Annotated in this window: 14 protein-coding genes and 1 pseudogene; 11 read left to right on the top strand and 4 right to left on the bottom strand. The window is 55.3% G+C overall.

All coding sequences use genetic code 11. The annotated features are described in order from the left end of the window. Positions 1-29 precede the first annotated feature (29 nt). Positions 30-506 (bottom strand): MarR family winged helix-turn-helix transcriptional regulator, encoded by a 477-nt coding sequence (locus RAE21_RS17105; RefSeq protein WP_313882396.1) that lies wholly within the window; start codon positions 504-506, stop codon positions 30-32. 143 nt (positions 507-649) lie between these two features. Here RAE21_RS17105 and recA point away from each other — a divergent pair, with 143 nt between their 5' ends. Both recA and recX read left to right on the top strand, forming a co-directional pair. Continuing rightward, positions 650-1,735 carry a recombinase RecA gene (gene recA / locus RAE21_RS17110; protein WP_313874782.1) on the top strand — a complete coding sequence of 362 codons (1,086 nt, stop codon included), beginning with the start codon at positions 650-652 and terminating at the stop codon, positions 1,733-1,735. A gap of 80 nt (positions 1,736-1,815) precedes the next feature. Next, positions 1,816-2,274, top strand: coding sequence for a recombination regulator RecX (gene recX / locus RAE21_RS17115; RefSeq protein WP_313882397.1), 459 nt, complete (start codon positions 1,816-1,818; stop codon positions 2,272-2,274). Positions 2,275-2,277: 3 nt separating this feature from the next. On the opposite strand, the gene argC is transcribed toward recX, so the two are convergent. Continuing rightward, positions 2,278-3,213 carry an N-acetyl-gamma-glutamyl-phosphate reductase gene (argC, locus tag RAE21_RS17120; protein WP_313882398.1) on the bottom strand — a complete coding sequence of 312 codons (936 nt, stop codon included), beginning with the start codon at positions 3,211-3,213 and terminating at the stop codon, positions 2,278-2,280. A gap of 203 nt (positions 3,214-3,416) precedes the next feature. Between argC and sucC the strand changes: the two genes are divergently transcribed. From sucC to RAE21_RS17155, 7 genes are all read left to right on the top strand, one after another. Further along, a complete protein-coding gene (gene sucC / locus RAE21_RS17125; protein WP_313882399.1) occupies positions 3,417-4,583 on the top strand; it encodes an ADP-forming succinate--CoA ligase subunit beta in 1,167 nt (388 codons plus the stop codon). A gap of 9 nt (positions 4,584-4,592) precedes the next feature. Continuing rightward, the gene (gene sucD, locus RAE21_RS17130; RefSeq protein ID WP_296510162.1) at positions 4,593-5,486 is read left to right on the top strand and encodes a succinate--CoA ligase subunit alpha; all 894 of its coding nucleotides are present in this window, start codon (positions 4,593-4,595) and stop codon (positions 5,484-5,486) included. 198 nt (positions 5,487-5,684) lie between these two features. Then, positions 5,685-8,291, top strand: a complete 2,607-nt coding sequence (locus RAE21_RS17135) for a CHASE2 domain-containing serine/threonine-protein kinase (RefSeq protein WP_313882400.1) — start codon at positions 5,685-5,687, stop codon at positions 8,289-8,291. A gap of 6 nt (positions 8,292-8,297) precedes the next feature. Beyond that, complete coding sequence (locus RAE21_RS17140) at positions 8,298-9,083, top strand: Stp1/IreP family PP2C-type Ser/Thr phosphatase (RefSeq protein ID WP_313882401.1); 786 nt, start codon at positions 8,298-8,300, stop codon at positions 9,081-9,083. Between the two features lie 45 nt (positions 9,084-9,128). Continuing rightward, complete coding sequence (locus RAE21_RS17145) at positions 9,129-9,794, top strand: FHA domain-containing protein (RefSeq protein ID WP_313874788.1); 666 nt, start codon at positions 9,129-9,131, stop codon at positions 9,792-9,794. Positions 9,795-9,839: 45 nt separating this feature from the next. Next, complete coding sequence (locus tag RAE21_RS17150; protein ID WP_313882402.1) at positions 9,840-12,089, top strand: CHASE2 domain-containing protein; 2,250 nt, start codon at positions 9,840-9,842, stop codon at positions 12,087-12,089. A gap of 82 nt (positions 12,090-12,171) precedes the next feature. Further along, positions 12,172-13,116 carry a GAF domain-containing protein gene (locus RAE21_RS17155; protein ID WP_313882403.1) on the top strand — a complete coding sequence of 315 codons (945 nt, stop codon included), beginning with the start codon at positions 12,172-12,174 and terminating at the stop codon, positions 13,114-13,116. A gap of 120 nt (positions 13,117-13,236) precedes the next feature. Here the strand turns inward: RAE21_RS17155 and istB are convergent, their stop codons facing one another. Both istB and istA read right to left on the bottom strand, forming a co-directional pair. Beyond that, positions 13,237-14,064 (bottom strand): IS21-like element helper ATPase IstB, encoded by an 828-nt coding sequence (gene istB / locus RAE21_RS17160; RefSeq protein WP_313879687.1) that lies wholly within the window; start codon positions 14,062-14,064, stop codon positions 13,237-13,239. Continuing rightward, positions 14,061-15,134, bottom strand: coding sequence for an IS21 family transposase (gene istA, locus RAE21_RS17165; RefSeq protein WP_428984048.1), 1,074 nt, complete (start codon positions 15,132-15,134; stop codon positions 14,061-14,063). The genes istB and istA overlap by 4 nt, the downstream gene beginning before the upstream one ends. A gap of 85 nt (positions 15,135-15,219) precedes the next feature. Here istA and RAE21_RS17170 point away from each other — a divergent pair. After that, positions 15,220-16,734, top strand: a pseudogene (locus RAE21_RS17170) (GspE/PulE family protein); the annotation flags it as partial. A gap of 168 nt (positions 16,735-16,902) precedes the next feature. Continuing rightward, positions 16,903-17,481 carry a pilin gene (locus RAE21_RS17175; protein ID WP_313882405.1) on the top strand — a complete coding sequence of 193 codons (579 nt, stop codon included), beginning with the start codon at positions 16,903-16,905 and terminating at the stop codon, positions 17,479-17,481. Positions 17,482-17,509: the final 28 nt, after the last annotated feature.

Below are 17,509 nucleotides of genomic sequence, written 5' to 3' on the forward strand. Positions count from 1 at the left end.
GCTGTGCAAGGCGTCAGCTTGCGGCAGGCTCAATGGCCGCAGTAGGCCTCCAGGCCCAGATGGATCACGGTGGCGACCTCGGGGCCGACTGCTTGTTGCAGCTCATCCTGGGCTTGGGCCACAGCATCTTGATACGCCTGCAGCCATGCCAGCCCGGTGGCGGTGAAGCGGATGTGTTTGGCACGGGCATCGCTCGTGTCGTCGGTGCGCTCCACCATGCCCCAGGCCTCGCATTGGTTTACCAGGGTGGTCATGGCCTGTTTGGTCATGCCGGCGCGGGTGGCAAGGTCGGTGAGGCGGCTGCCCTGGAGTTCGAGGTGCCGTGTGATGTGAATATGGGCTGCCCCGACCTGCCCGCGGGCAGCGAGGTTGGCCAAACTCAAGGGTGCTGCGGTATGACGAGCCATGAGCTCGAGGACTCTGGCATCAAAGCGCTCCAGCGCCAGCCGCAACCAATGACCGACGTGGTTGCTCCGCCAGGTATCGAGTGATGCGGGAATCGACATGGGGTAAATGGTAATGCAAACTGACTAAATATCGGCTTGTTTGAATTTAATAGGGCGCTTAGACTACTGTTCAAGCATCCAGCCTGTTGTTAATGACAGATGGATAAACAGTCACCCCACCCTTGATTTTTCAGGAGATTCCCATGGACGCAGTGAAGAACCCCGCCGCCAACGCAGAAAAGGCCAAAGCCCTTCAAGTCGCGCTTGCGCAGATTGAAAAGCAATTCGGCAAGGGCACCATCATGCGCTTGGGCGAGGGCGAGGTGATTGAAGACATTCAGGTTGTGTCCACCGGCTCTTTGGGGCTGGACATCGCTTTGGGTGTGGGCGGCCTGCCCCGCGGCCGTGTGGTGGAAATCTATGGCCCGGAGTCGTCCGGCAAAACCACCCTGACGCTGCAAGTCGTGGCCGAGATGCAGAAGCAAGGCGGCCAGTGCGCCTTTGTGGATGCCGAGCACGCGCTGGACATCCAGTACGCCCAGAAGCTGGGTGTGAACCTGCAAGACCTGCTGATCAGCCAGCCCGACACCGGTGAGCAGGCCCTGGAAATTGTGGATAGCCTGGTGCGCTCCGGTGCGGTGGATCTGATCATCGTGGACTCGGTGGCCGCCCTGACCCCCAAGGCCGAGCTCGAAGGTGAAATGGGCGACAGCCTGCCCGGCCTGCAAGCCCGCCTGATGAGCCAAGCGCTGCGCAAGCTGACCGCCCACATCAAGAAGACCAATTGCATGGTCATCTTTATCAACCAGATCCGCATGAAGATTGGCGTGATGTTCGGCTCGCCCGAAACCACCACCGGAGGCAACGCGCTGAAGTTTTACGCCTCTGTGCGCCTGGACATCCGCCGCACCGGCACGATCAAGAAGGGTGAAGAGGCGATCGGGAACGAGACCAAAGTCAAAGTGGTCAAGAACAAAGTCAGCCCCCCGTTCAAGACGGCGGAGTTCGACATCCTGTTCGGGGAAGGCATCAGCCGGCACGGCGAAATCATCGACATGGGCGTGACCGCCGGCATTCTGGAAAAGTCCGGTGCGTGGTACGCCTATCAGGGTGAAAAGATCGGCCAAGGCCGGGATAACGCCCGCGAGTTTTTGCGTGAGAACCCTGACTTGTCGGTGGAGATCGAGAACAAGGTGCGCTTGTCCTTGGGTATCCCTTTGCTGCCGGTCGCAGAGCCTGATGCCAAGCCCAAAGGCAAAAAGGCAGACAAAGCGGACAAGCCGGAATAAGGGTCAAATCGGCTGCTGGCGCTCATTAAATATGCGCTAGCAGCTATTAATTTAGTAGCCAAATAAGAAGAAGTCAGGCTGTGGCAGTTCAAGCACTCTCACTCACCGGCAGGGCCTTGCGGCTGCTCAGTACCCGGGAGCACTCGCGCGCAGAGCTGGAGCGCAAGCTCCAGCGCTACGAGGAGGAGCCCGGTGCCTTGGCCCGGGTGCTGGATGCACTCACCGCCAAAGACTTCATCAATGAAGATCGTGTGATCGGCTCGGTGGTCTACCGGCGGGCGGGCAAGATGGGGGCGTCCCGCATCAAGCAGGAGCTTCAATCGAAAGGACTAGCGCCCGACGCGGTGGCCGAGGCGGTGGCTGCCTTGCGCAGCACCGAGCTGGAGCGGGCCCGCGAAGTCTGGCGCAAAAAGTTTGGCACTCAACCGCAAGATGTGGCTGAGCGGGCCAAGCAGATGCGCTTTCTGGCCAGCCGGGGCTTTGGCGGCGACACCATCCACCGTGTGGTGTCCGGTGGCGGGGACGACGAGGGGCTGTAAGCCTTACAAGCCCAGCATCAGCTGCAGGTTTTGCACCGCAGCGCCGCTGGCACCCTTGCCCAGGTTGTCCAACCGGGCTACCAGCACCGCATGGGCAAAGCCATCAGCCGCAGCGTCGTTGGCGAACACCCGGAGTTCGAGCTTGTTGGTGTCTGCGAGGGCCACAGCATCCAATTTCAAATCCGCGGTGGCCGGCTCCACGCTCACCCATTGACTGCCGGCGTAATGGTGCGCCAATGCGTCGTGCAAGGCTTGTGCGCTTGGCTTGCCGGGCAATGTGTCGAGGTGCAGCGGGAGCTGCACCAGCATGCCCTGAATGAAATTCCCGACCGCGGGCACAAACAGGGGCCTGCGGGTCAGACCGGTGTATTGCATGATTTCAGGAATGTGCTTGTGCTTCAGGCCCAGTGCATACAGCTCAAAAGGTGCTGCGCTACCTTGTTCGTAAGCCTCGATCATCGCGCGACCGCCGCCGGAATAGCCACTGACCGAAGGCAGGCAAACCGGGTGGTCGGCCGGCAACAATCCGGCATCGATCAAAGGGCGCAGCAGTGCGATTGCACCGGTGGCGTAGCAGCCCGGGTTACTTACACGACGAGCTTGAATCACAGCATCGCGCTGGTTTGCGGCAAGTTCCGGAAAACCGTAGACCCATGTCGGATCCACACGGTGTGCAGTAGATGCATCGATGATGCGCGGTCCCGGTTGACCTGTCTCGCGCTCCATGGCGTCGATCATAGCAACCGTGTCTTTGGCGGCATCGTCGTGCAGGCACAAAATCACCAGATCTGCCTCGGCAATCAGCGCACGTTTGGCCTGCGGATCTTTGCGCAGCGCGGGGTCGATGCTGATGAGTGCCACCTGCGGCATGGTCTGCAAACGTTCGCGGATCTGGAGGCCGGTAGTGCCGGCTTCGCCGTCGATAAAGATTTTTTTCATGGTGTAAGCAAGGGGCAAATAATGTGCTTCAAACTGCGCGCTGCATGGAGCATGACCGACCCGGAATGCACCAGCTGTAAGCCTCGCACCAGTATTGTGCGTCGCAGCATGATACATTCGCGGGTTGATGTGTCCAGTGCCGCGTGGTGATTACATCCTCGTTACCACACGGTGAACATAGTCCTGTCCCAAAGAGAGACGTCATGAAGATTCACGAGTACCAAGGCAAGGAAATCTTGCGTCAATTCGGTGTGCCCGTTCCCCGCGGCATTCCGGCTTTCACAGTGCAAGAAGCGGTGGAAGCCGCTCAAAAACTCGGTGGCCCAGTTTGGGTTGTCAAGGCACAAATCCATGCAGGTGGTCGCGGCAAGGGCGGCGGCGTGAAGGTTGCCAAGTCGATTGACGATGTCAAACGCCTCGCCACCGAAATCCTGGGCATGCAGCTCAAGACACACCAGACCGGCCCAGAAGGCCAAAAAGTCCGCCGCTTGTACATCGAAGACGGCGCTGACATCAAGAACGAACTCTATGTGTCGCTGGTCACCGACCGCGCTACACAAAAAATCGCCCTGATCGCATCTAGCGAAGGCGGCATGGACATCGAGGAAGTGGCCCACTCCACCCCCGAGAAAATCATCACTGAGATGATTGACCCCCTGACCGGCATTACCACCGAGCAGAGCAAGAAGGTGGCGGCAGCCATCGGCTTGACCGGTGCTTCCGTAGACCAGGCCGTGGACATTTTCGCCAAGCTCTACAAGTGCTACATGGACACCGATGCGTCCCTGGTGGAAATCAACCCCCTGAACTGCGACAGCAAGGGCAATGTGATGGCCCTGGACGCGAAGTTCAACTTCGATCCGAACGCGCTGTTCCGTCACCCTGAAATCGTGGCTTACCGCGATTTGGACGAAGAAGACGCGGCCGAAGTGGAAGCTTCCAAGTTCGATCTCGCCTACATCAGCCTGGATGGCAACATCGGTTGCCTGGTGAACGGCGCTGGCTTGGCCATGGCCACCATGGACACCATCAAGTTGTACGGCGCTGAGCCAGCCAACTTCTTGGACGTGGGTGGTGGTGCAACCCCCGAGAAGGTGACAGAAGCCTTCAAGATCATGTTGAAGAACCCCAAGGTCGAGGCCATCATGGTCAACATCTTCGGCGGCATCATGAAGTGCGACACCATTGCCACCGGCGTGATCACTGCTTGCAAGGCAGTGAACCTGTCTGTGCCTTTGGTGGTGCGGATGAAGGGTACCAACGAAGACCTGGGCAAGAAGATGTTGGCCGAGTCCGGTTTGCCCATCATCAGCGCCGACAGCATGGCCGAAGCGGCCGAAAAAGTTGTTGCAGCCGTCAAAGCCCGCTAAGGAATCACCATGTCGATTTTTATCAACAAAGACACCAAAGTCATTACCCAAGGCATTACCGGCAAGACCGGCCAGTTCCACACTGAAAAATGCCAGGAATACGCAAACGGCAAGAACTGCTTCGTAGCGGGTGTGAACCCCAAGAAGGCTGGCGAGTCGATTTTCAACATTCCAATCTACTCCTCCGTCAAGGAAGCTGCCGGTCAAACCGGTGCAACCGTGTCGGTGATCTACGTGCCACCAGCGGGCGCTGCTGCTGCCATCTGGGAAGCTGTAGAAGCCGATCTGGACCTCGCGATTTGCATTACTGAAGGCATTCCGGTCAAGGACATGTTGGAAGTGCGCAACCGCATGAAGGCCAAAGAAGCTGCCGGCGGCAAAAAGACTCTGCTGTTGGGACCCAACTGCCCCGGTTTGATCACTCCCGATGAAATCAAGATCGGCATCATGCCCGGTCACATTCACCGCAAAGGCCGTATCGGCGTGGTGTCCCGTTCCGGTACATTGACTTACGAAGCAGTGGCTCAGCTGACCGAAATCGGTCTGGGTCAGTCTTCTGCTGTCGGTATCGGTGGTGACCCGATCAACGGCCTGAAGCATATTGATGTGATGCAAGCTTTCAACGATGATCCTGATACCGATGCGGTCATCATGATCGGCGAAATCGGTGGGCCTGACGAAGCTGAAGCAGCACGTTGGTGCAAGCTGAACATGAAGAAGCCGGTTGTTGGCTTTATCGCTGGTGTGACAGCGCCTCCCGGAAAGCGCATGGGCCACGCGGGTGCCTTGATCTCCGGTGGTGCAGATACTGCTGACGCGAAGCTGGCGGTGATGGAAGAGTGCGGTTTCAAAGTGACCCGTAACCCTTCTGAGATGGCAAAACTGTTGAAGGCCTTGCTGTAACAAGCGCGCCAGACCTGCTGCTATCCAAGCGCAGGGAACAGACAGGAGCCCGGTCTCAGGACCGGGCTTTTTTACGTCTATCAGGTTGCGTGTGTTGCCGCGAGAAAGCGCCTCTGGTAAGGTGCGTCGAGCTGTCAGGTGAGTAAATGCGAAGCACACAAACAAGTATGCGCAAGGACAATCGGGGAGTCGGTGAGGGTGGCTAGCGCACCCAAAAACAGAGCGTTCTGGCGAACTGATTGGTTTGTCGGATTGCTTGTTTCCGCAGTCGCGACAGTTGCACTGCTGACAACGGGCTTGGCGGCTTCTTTGGAGCGGCGTTTTTACGATATTGCCAGTGCTTCCAATGCGCGCCTGCCTTCTGACCAAATTGCCATCATTGCGATTGACGACCTCAGTGTTTCGAAGCTGGGGCGGTGGCCTTGGCCGCGGGACTACCACGCTGAATTGATAGATCTACTGGCGCAGGCCAAGCCTGCGGCGATTGTTCAAACCATCTTCTTTTTTGAGCCGCAACGGGACGCCGGCTTGGTGCATATCAAAAAGTTAAAAGCGCTGATGGCCGAAGCAGGGGAGATGGCCAATCAAGAGGCTATCGACAAAGCTTTTGCCGAGGCTGAGACTGCCCTCAACACTGACGCTGCGCTCGCGCAGAGCATTCGTGGTGCGGGGAATGTCTTGCTGCCTGTGGTCTTCAAGTGGGGTGTGGCCCGATCTGCACCTGACACATCACTCCCCGATTTTTGGACGAAGGCAGGCGTTTCTGTAGCTGCCTCTGATTTTTTTCCTGCAGAACAGGGCCAGTTTCCGATGGACGAATTGGCACAAGCCGCGGCCGGTGGGGGACACCTGAACCAGATGCTTGATCCTGATGGCGTGGTTCGCACCGAGCCACTCTGGATCAATGCGGGTGGGAAGGCGGTACCCTCACTCGCATTATCCGCCGTTGTCCAGGCATTGGGCTTGTCTGCGACCGATGTTCGGTTTGTGCCCGGCAAAGGTCTCCAGCTCGGAAATCTGCACATTGCAACGGACGAGCACGCCTTGATGCTCCCCCAGTTCTATGCGACGCGCAATGGCAAGCCAGCCTTCCCGGTCACTTCGTTTTATAACGTCCTGACCAAGAAAGTGTCCGCTGCCAAGTACCAGGGCAAGATTGTCATTATTGGAGCTACTGCGGCAGGTATTGGCGTTCAGTTTCCCGTTGCGGGGCAGATGGCCTTGTCCCCAGCAGAGACAACGGCGCATGTGACGTCCAGTCTTCTGGAGCAACACGCCACCTCTCAACCGGCGTGGGCTGATTGGGTGGGCGTTATTGCCCTGCTGCTCGTCAGTGCCTATTTAATGGGAGTGCTGGGCACACTTTCAGCGCCTGTCGCTGCAGCGCTGACTGCCCTTGCATTGGTCGGCTTGGTCGGAGGTGAATACCTGTTGCTGGTCAACTCTGCAGTTTGGGTGAAGTTGCTGCTACCTGCGATGGTTTTGGCCATCGGCCACATCGGGTTGACGACCAAGCGCTTCTGGATGGTGGAGTTAGGGAAAACGCAGTCTGATGCAGAGTCCGCTGAGGCCAACCGCATGATGGGCTTGGCTTTGCAGGGCCAAGGTCAACTGGACATGGCTTTTGACCGCTTCCGACGGGTGCCTGCTAGTGATTCGGTTCGTGAGAATTTGTACCAATTGGCACTTGATTTTGAACGTAAACGTCAGTTCAACAAGGCTCTTGCCGTCTATGAATACATTGCTGCGCAAGACCCCGGCTTCAAAGATGTGAAACTGAAGCGAGTGCAAGCGCAGCGACTGTCCACTTCTATCGTGATGGGACGCGATGACAAACGGATCACGGCGGCTGTTTTCGAAAATGAAACCATAGAAAAGCCCACACTTGGCCGGTACACCTTAGATGCCGAACTCGGCAAAGGCGCGATGGGTGTGGTTTACCGTGGTCTGGATCCGAAAATTGGCCGGGTGGTGGCGCTGAAAACAATGGCTCTTGCCGAGGAGTTTTCTGGCGATGAGTTGGTGGATACGCGTGCGCGCTTTTTTCGTGAGGCAGAAACTGCAGGGCGTTTGCAGCATCCAAATATCGTGACTATTTTTGACGCTGGCGAAGAGAGCGATTTGGCCTACATTGCCATGGAGTTCGTCGGTGGAACCGACCTCGTCAAACACACCAAGCCCGAAAATCTGCCCCCTGTTGACAGCGTTTTGAGTATTGTGACTCGCGTTGCCTTGGCTTTGGACTATGCCCACCGGCAACAGGTAGTGCACCGCGATATAAAGCCAGCGAATATCATGTTCGAGCCCGATACCAATGCGGTGAAGGTGACAGACTTCGGTATTGCAAGAATCTCTGACAGCTATAAAACCAAAACGGGCCTAGTGTTGGGTACGCCCAGTTTCATGTCGCCCGAGCAATTGGCAGGGGCATCTGCTGACGGGCGCTCTGATCTGTACTCACTGGGTGTAACGCTGTACCAGTTGTTGACAGGCGTACTTCCATTTCGTGGGGACTCTATGGCGGAGTTGATTTACAAAATTACCCATGAAGATGCTGTGGATGTGCGCCTGCATCGCCCGGATTTGACGGAAGAGCTCGCGAGACTGTTGCAGCGCGCCGTGATGAAAGCCCCTGAGGCTCGGTTTCAAACAGGGGCTGAGTTTGCGCTGTGCCTTGAGAAGTACGTCACAAATCACGGCAACATATCGCCGGAAGGTGTTCAAGCCGTCACTGAAGACATTACGATGCAAAACACGATTCCACTGAAACGGCCAGCTCGACCGGCGCCGGATATCGAAATCTAAACAACCATGATGTACCAATTCCACGCCAAAACGGATCCGGGTCGATGCCGCGAAAACAATGAAGACTCCGTGGCTTTTGATGATCAGGCCTTGGTTGCTGTCCTCGCAGATGGAATGGGCGGCTACAACGCAGGAGAAATTGCCAGCGGGATGGCGACTGCTTTTATCAAGGCGGAGCTGAGTCGTTGGCTGTCAGAAGCCGGTGCGAATGCACAAATCAGGGATATTCGCCGGGCCATGGAGATATGCGTGGACAACGCCAATATCGCCATCTACAACTCAGCCAACGCCAACCCTTCGTTTGCCGGGATGGGGACCACTTTGGTTCTCGGAGTGATTAAAGACGGAAGACTGTTGGTCGGGCATATCGGTGATTCCCGCTGTTATCGGATCCGGCAGGGTCGTATGGAGCAAATCACCAAAGACCATTCGTTGTTGCAGGAGCAAATGGACGCAGGATTGATTACACCAGAGCAAGCGGCTGGCTCCCCCATCAAGAATCTGGTCACAAGAGCGCTCGGTGTTGAGCAAGGGGTGATGTTGGAGGTCAACGAGTTCAGCATCGAACCTGGCGATGTGTATCTAATGTGCTCAGATGGGCTTTCAGATATGGTGTCTGATGAAGTAATCGTTAGAATTGCCTGTGAGGACCTGCGTCTGGAGCCCCTTGCAGAGCATTTAATCTTGGCTGCCAATGAGTGTGGTGGCCGTGACAATATTTCTGTTCTGTTGGTTGCCGCAGGGGAAGCAGTTGAAAAAAAAGGCTTTATTGCCAAGCTGCTCGGGAAATAAAGTCGAAACGCTTTCAAAAAGCAACTACAGGAAAAGGAGTCGATCATGCCGAAAATGATCGTATCGATCGATGAGGTCGTGATCAAAGAAGTTCAAATTACTAAAGATCGGACAACTTTGGGGCGCAGGCCTTACAACGACATCGTGATTGATAACCTAGCTGTAAGTGGCGAACATGCTGTTATTTTGATGGCGGGACAAGACATTTTCCTTGAAGACCTCAACAGCACTAATGGCACTTATGTGAATGGTAAGGCGGTTAAAAAACAGCAACTCCGCCACGGCGACGGTATCGAAATCGGCAAATATAAGATCAAGTACATGGCTGACGGTATGGTCGATAGTTTTGACAAAACGATGGTGGTGCCTGCCCGTCCGTCTGCGATCACTACACAACCTTTGAATTCAGGGTTTGCTACGGTCGCAGGGGATTCCCAAGGGCTGGGAGCGTTTCACGCTGCAATCAAAGTGCTGTCTGGCGCCGCATCCGGGCGGGAAGTACCGCTTACGAAAGTAGTCACTACCATTGGAAAGCCGGGCGTTGCGGTTGCCGCGATTACCCGCCGCCAACAAGGTTTCGTGGTGCACCATGTGGAAGGTGCGGGTAATCCAACTTTGAACGGTGCTCCTATCGGTGCTGCGCCACTTCCCTTGAAAAATGGGGATTTGGTGGAGTTGGCAGGAACCCAGATGCAGTTCATATTGCATTGAATAGCCTCGCACACAGAGTCCCTTGCGCGCAATAACGCTTGAGAGGTGAATTCCATCTATCGGCATCGAGCCCGTATCGCGGTCACTCTGGTGCCGTTTATTTTTTCAGTGCTTCACCTTTTAGGGGTACTGGAACTCGGTGCACTTCACCGGTTGGATAACCTCATCTACGACGCGCGTCTTCGGGCCACGATGCCACGGACTATTGACGACCGTATCGTCATCGTCGATGTAGATGAAAAGAGCCTGGCTCAAATAGGACGCTGGCCATGGAGTCGTGATGTACTCGCCGACTTGGTCGATAAGCTATTTGACAAGCACGACATAGGTTTGCTTGGCGTCGATGTCGTTCTTGCAGAGCCAGACACAAGTTCAGGGCTTCAGCATCTGCGCTCGCTGGCTGCGAATGAGCTCAAAGACAATCCGGCTTTTACTGAGCAGGTCGATCGGCTCGCACCAAGCCTTGATTTCGATGCCAGGCTTGCAACCGCTTTAACGAACAGGCTGGTAGTTCTGGGCTATTTCTTCTCTGACGTGCCGGCGTTTCGCTCGGGAGGCGCGCTGCCTGCCGCAGTTTTTACAGGGGCGGACCTTGATGGTCATTCCGTGATGGCGCCTGAGTGGTCAGCGTTCGGGGCGAACCTCGCCATGTTCTCTAATGTGGCCCCAATGGCGGGTCATACCAATTCTTTTACCGATGCGGATGGCGTTGTCAGGTCCTTGCCGCTCGTTGCACGCTATGGTGATGCGTTCTACGAGTCTCTCTCCCTGGCCATGTTCCGTGCGCTCACAGGGGAGCCACAGGTTAAGCCTTCATTCTCCAAAGAAACTGTTTTGCCCAAGGCATATCGCGGCCTTGAAAGCTTGGTGCTTACGAAAGAGGGAAAGAGTCTTGTGCTGCCCGTTGACAATCGTGGAGGAGCACTCATCTCTTTCCGTGGCCCAGGCGGGCCTGCAGGTGGGTCTTTTCGCTACGTCTCTGCGGTAGATGTACTGAACAACACGCTCCCCCTTGGAATGCTCCAAAACAAGATCGTGCTGCTTGGTACAACTGCACTGGGTTTGTTTGATATGCGGGTGACGCCGGCCGGAGAAACCTACCCTGGGGTTGAGACACATGCGAGTGTTTTGTCCTCCATGCTGGATGGGCGCTTGAAAGTAAAGCCTGATTATGCGTTCGGGTACGAGTTCATCATGCTGTTGAGCGCCGGCTTGATGCTTGCTTTTTGTTTGCCTCTGCTTTCGGCGTTCAAAGCAGTGCTGATGAGTTTTGCAATGCTCGTTGTATTGGTCGCCTCCAACTTCTGGCTCTACGATGAGTTTGGCTTGGCATTGCCGCTGGCGACGTCGCTGGCGATGACCGTGACTGCGTTCGCGCTGAACATGAGCTATGGATATTTTGTCGAAAGCCGTTCAAAGAGAGAGTTGGCGAATCTGTTTGGAACCTATGTACCGCCAGAGTTGGTAGATGAAATGGTTCGGGATCCGGACAGTTACACCATGCAGGCCACCAGCCGTGAGTTGACGGTCATGTTTTGCGATATGCGTGGTTTCACAAGGATGTCAGAGTCCATGGAGCCGATCCAATTGCAGTCCATGTTGACTGACATATTCAGTCGTATTACTACTGTCATCCGTGCTAAAAAAGGCACGATTGACAAATACATGGGCGACTGCGTCATGGCCTTTTGGGGGGCGCCAGTCGAGGCGGTGGATCACGCCGCCTTGGCAGTAAAGTGCGCCGTTGAAATTGAGCAGATGCTTCAAACACTAAACACGGAACACCGAGCGCGAGGCCTCCCTGAGATCGGCGTCGGCATCGGCATCAATACGGGGCTCATGTGTGTCGGTGATATGGGGTCCGAGATGCGGCGCAGTTACACGGTGATTGGCGATGCAGTAAACCTTGGTTCCCGTTTGGAAGGGCTGACCAAGATTTACGGCGTTAGCATCATCGTGAATGAAACCACAAAAGCGCTCATTCCTGAGCTCGCTTGGCAAGAGCTAGACAAGGTTAGGGTAAAAGGCAAAGAACAGTCCGTGAGCATTTGGACTCCTCGGTCGCCCCCCGATGTGCCGGATGCCGCGGTTGGCGGAGAGTTGCTTCTGTGGAGTGAATTTTTGGGGCACTACCGTCGGCAATCATGGGCGGCCGCTGAAAGGGTGCTGTTGAACTTGTTGGACGTTGCCGGTACCAAACCTCTGTATACCTATTACGCTGCCCGGATTGCAAGTTTGAAACGGTTACCGTTGGATCCGGAGTGGGACGGAAGCACGCAGTTCGGGTCCACTTAAAGGGATGTCTGCTCCTTTTGCCGTTTAGCCGTCGTTGGCTGTTCATGCTATTTGACTGTCCGAAAAAGAAAGAAGTAATTCCATGAATCATTCGCAGCCAGGAGGGGGGAGTTCCTCGTTGAGTGAGCAGGCTTTTTACGACTCACAAAAGCAGCCCGTTAAAAAACGCGGAATGACGTTTGAGGCACTGTTCTATCGGCAATTGCATCAAGTAACGGCGCGTATTCACGACACGGTGCAACTCGAGCAAATCATGCTCGAAACCAGCCAAGAGATATGCAAGCTGCTCAATGCGGATCGACTCACCTTGTACGCAGTAGCGGATGATGGTGTTTCTATCGTCTCAAAGATAAAGACCGGTCTCAATACAAGCAAGGAACTGAAGCTACCAATATCTCCGCAAAGTCTTGCCGGCTACGCGGCCTATAGCAGGACCATCCTCAATCTGCCGGATGTGTATAACGAAGAGGCGCTGCGCAAGATACACCCGTCCCTCAACTTCTTAAAAGAAGTGGACAAGCGCTCCGGCTACCGAACCAAGCAGATGATGGTTGCGCCAATTCTCGACGGTAACGTTTTACATGGCGTTCTGCAGGTCATCAATAGCAAGAGCGACGAGCCCTTTGGAGAGTTGGAGCTTGATGGGGTGACGGAGCTCTGCAAAACCCTTGCCACCGCCATCCGACAACGGGTGGCCACCCAAGAGAATCGGCCCCGACGTGAGCGTACTCGCTATGACAGTTTAGTGAATGCCGGGTTGTTGACGGATATCGATCTTCAACAACTTGCACAAGAAGCACGCGACGAAGGTGAACCGCTTGAGCAGCTCATCATCGGCCGCACGGGTTTGCTGCCGAGTCAGGTTGGAGCCGGTTTGGCGCAGTTTTTCGGGGTGGCCTATGAGCCGCGTAGCAGCTCTCGCATCCGTTCGGAGGCATTGCATGGGCCTCTAAAACGAGAGTTTCTCGAGGAGCAGGGTTGGGTTCCTCTGGAGGAGTCGCCTGTGTCAAACGCAGTTTCGATTTGATACAGCTGTCGAACGCAAACGCGGCGTGGATTTGATACACCGTTGTGTGGGGCGATTGTCTGTTTTGTCTTTGCTTGTCTTTCAAGCAGTCAGTGGCTCGCCACTGACTGCTTGGCGCCCTTAGGCTGCCTGTTCCTCCTGTGTATCAAGGTGACTGCGTTTTCGTTTGAGTAGGGTATTGCTGCTGGCGGCAATCACACCGGCACGCCGCTTATCTTTCAGGCGATAGGAGTCTCCTGAAATCGGGACCACATGGGCGTGGTGGAGCAGTCGGTCAAGTAGCGCCGCTGTCAGCGTGGCATCGTCTGCAAACGTCTGGTCCCATTGCCCAAACGGCAGATTGGAGGTCAGGATGAGACTTCCCACTTCATAGCGTTTGGCAATGACTTGGAACAGAAGATTCGCCTGTTCCCGATTCATGGGAAGGTACCCGACCTCGTCAATGATCAACAGCCGGTAGGGACGCACGATGCGTTTGATAGCCTCTTCCAGGGTGTTCTGCCGTAGTGCCGTGCTCAGTGTCATCAGCAGATCTGCCGCCGTGATGAAACGCGTCTTGATTCCAGCCTGGGTTGCCCTGTAGCCCAAGGCGATGGCCAAGTGGGTTTTGCCCACCCCACTGGCGCCCAGCAAGACCACGTTCTCGCTGCGCTCCACGAAGGCCAGACTGCCAAGCTCCTGTACCAGGGGTTTGGGCACGCCGCTGGCAAACTGGAAGTCAAACTCATCAAGCGTCTTGATGGCGGGGAAGCCCGCTATGCGCGTGAGCATGGCGCGTGTTCTCTCCACTCTGGCTAGAGCCTCGCCACGCAAGGCTTGCTCCAGGAACTCCAGGTACCCCAGCTCTTTCTTGGCCGCCATTTGCCCCAAGTGGGCAAGCTGATCGGGTAAGTTGAGCAGGCGCAGCTGATCACACAGTTCACGCAGTCTTTCCATTTGCAGGCTCATGGTCGTCCTCCTGCTGAGGCTTGGTTGTGCACCAGCGTGTCATACATCGCCAGAGGATGCTGCAGGCCTCGCCATGCCGCGGCTGGAATTGGCCGGACTGCTGCGCCGCTACCGGTGACTTTTTGCAATTGACGCACTGTTCGCCCACTGTAGGCGCTGGGGATGGCCAGCAGATGTGTGCGCTCCTGTTGCAAAGCCAGTGCCGGCACACACCCAGTGGTTCCGTGGATCCGCACATTGGCAACGTCACGCAGCCAGGTGCGCATTTCCCGATTGGCTGTGTCCGCGTCCACCACCAAGCATTGCTGCTTCATACTCGCCACCAATGGCACCCAGAAGCTGCGCCGGATGTAGCCATTCATGCGTTCGACTTTGCCCTTGGTCTTGGCCCGATAGGGCTTGCACACCCGCGGCACAAAGCCATGGTGGTGCGCAAAGTCAGCAAAGGCACCCTGGAACTGGTGCAGGTTCTTGCCGTAGGCGTCACGCTTGAGGATGACGGTCTTCATGTTGTCGTACAGCACTTCACGGGTGACTCCACCAAAGCTCTCGAACGCCCTGACATGGCACGCCAGTAGTGTCTCCAGCTTCATGTCTGTGACAAACTCCGCGAAGGTCGCCCGGCTGTGGCCAAGCGTTGCCACAAACGCCGCCAACATGCCGTCTTTATGCCCAGACTTGCGGAACTCGATCCAGTCCATCTGCATTTGCTCACCGGGCTGGGTCTCGAACCGCACAACCGGATCCGGGCGCGCCTGTGGACGCAACTCCTTGAGGTACTCCTGCAGGATGCGCACGGAGCCCGTATACCCCTGTGCGGCAATCTCACGCTGCAGCACCGTTGCGGGAATCCAATCAGGCTTGGCCGCCTGAATACGTCCAGCCAAGTAGTCCTTGAATGGATCGAGCTTGCTTTTACGTTCCGGCAGTTTCTTCATGGCCGGCGGACCGCCCTCCAAATACTTACGCACCGTGTTGACTGCCATTCCAGTTTGCGCCGATATCTCGCGCAAGCTCAGCCTGTGCTTCCTTAAAACCTTGAGTTCCATGTACTCCTCGTTCGTAATCATTGCCAGTCCCATCCATGGTTCGGATGGCTTGGCACGTTAGTCGAGGTGTATCAATTCCTCACCGCGTTTGCGTGTCATTTTCATACTGCGCGTGACACCTGAGGGTTTAGTGATCATGTGTCTTGACCCCGAAGCGGTAAAAGGCTCGAGAGTGGTGCCACAAGTTTTTCCGCGGATTAGCAAGTTTGCGTACCGGGTGACCACACAAATAGAGTTTGTCGAGACGCTTGGGCAATTATTTGGAGCGACTGCGGATTCCAGCACCATTGATCAATTACTCGCCGATATGGACGGTGGGCCTATTGAAGATTCCGGTAATGATGAGTCACTAGAGTCTGCCGCTGCAGATAATGAACTGGTGAAGTTCGTCAACAAAGTCATTATTGATGCCTATCACCAGAAGGTCTCGGATATACATATTGAGCCCATGCCGGGTAAATTTAAAACCGGTATCCGCTTTCGGATCGACGGAAGCCTCGTCCCTTATGTCGAGGTTCCCGCCCACTTTCGCCAGGCGATGGTCACACGCCTAAAAATCATGTGTGACCTTGACATATCGGAGCGCCGAAAGCCGCAAGACGGGAAAATCAAGTTTAAAAAGTACGGCCCTCTAGATATTGAGCTACGTGTCGCAACTATTCCCTCAGCAGGTGGGGTCGAGGATGTGGTGATGCGGATTCTGGCAGCTGGCGAACCTATTCCTTTGGAGAAACTAGGCCTTACGACTCACAATAAAAGCCGGCTGGAAGCAACGGTTAGCAAACCCTATGGACTCTTCTATGTCTGCGGGCCAACGGGCTCGGGTAAGACTACTACGTTGCACTCCATATTGAAGTTTCTCAACACGCCAGATACCAAGATATGGACCGCAGAGGATCCTGTAGAAATTACGCAAAAAGGTTTGCGCCAGGTCCAAATTAACAAGAAAGCTGGAATCGACTTTGCGCTGGTGATGCGGGCCTTTCTCCGCGCGGATCCAGACATCATCATGGTCGGCGAGTCGCGTGACAAAGAAACGGTGTCGATGGGTGTGGAGGCATCATTGACTGGGCACATGGTCTTTTCGACGCTCCATACCAACTCTGCGCCTGAATCCATTACCCGCCTTCTAGATATGGGCATGGATCCCTTCAATTTTGCAGATGCCTTGCTGGGCATCTTGGCTCAACGACTTGCCAAGAAGCTGTGTGAATGCAAGGTGGCGTATGTGCCGACTGAGGATGAGTTGCGGTTGTTTTGTAAAGAGTACGCCGAAGAGTTGCGGAATACGGATGCATGGAAAAGCGATTACGAATCGGAGACCCAAAAACTGATTCGGCAATGGAGGGATGCTTATAGCGATGGCGGACCCTTAAAGCTCTACAAAGCTGTCGGCTGTGAGAAATGCAATAAAACCGGCTACAAAGGGCGCATCGGTTTACACGAGTTGATGGTGGCAGACGATTATGTGAAAAAGCTCATTCAAGAGCGGGCACGAGTAGCGGAGCTATTTGCTGCAGCGGTAGAGGGCGGCATGAGAACATTGAAGATGGACGGCATGGAAAAAGTGTTGATGGGCCTCACCGACTTGAAGATGGTGAGACAGGTGTGCATCAAATAAGCCAGCCCTGACAAAAAAGTCACTCAACCTGCAGTCCCTTGCAAACATGACGGGCAATGAATAGAAAAGGCGTACAAAAAAGGCATTTGTGGAGGTTAAACAGCCGCCAAAACGTTGGCACGAAGTGTGCAAAGCAAGAGGCCTCACTTTTCAAAACTGGAGTTTTAAATGAAGCGTTCTATCCAAAAGGGTTTCACCCTGATTGAACTGATGATCGTGGTTGCGATTATTGGTATCTTGGCTGCTGTGGCATTGCCGGCTTATCAGGACTACACAGTGCGAGCCCGTGTAACAGAAGGCTTGGCCTTGGCAGGTGCAGCTAAACTGGCTGTTGCGGAAAATGCGGCAAACGCAACACCTTTTGCGACAGGATATGGTGGTACCACCGGTTCACGTTCGGTGGGCGTGAACGTGGCTGCTGCTGCTGGTGCTGCAACTCCAGCTGAGTTGAACACAACTTTCACAGCTGCTGCTGCAGCAGGGAACCTGGGTATCGGTATTGCGCAAGCAACTGGACGCATTTCGATCGGCTACACCGTTGCAGTCCAGCCCCAAGCAACAAATCGTTTGGAGCTTGTTCCTTCTTCAAACGGCGCTGCTCTTGCAGGCACCGCTGCACTTAGCACTCCTCCCGCTGGTCCTATTCGTTGGGATTGCTATGCCGCCGGTGTTGCTACCCGAGTAGCTGGTGTTGCAGCAGCAACGGCAACGTTGCCAGCACGCTTGGCACCAGGCGAATGCCGTTGATTTTGTAGCCATCAAGCTGAAAAAGAGC

The organism is Rhodoferax potami, assembly GCF_032193765.1.
Lineage (GTDB): Bacteria > Pseudomonadota > Gammaproteobacteria > Burkholderiales > Burkholderiaceae_C > Allorhodoferax > Allorhodoferax potami.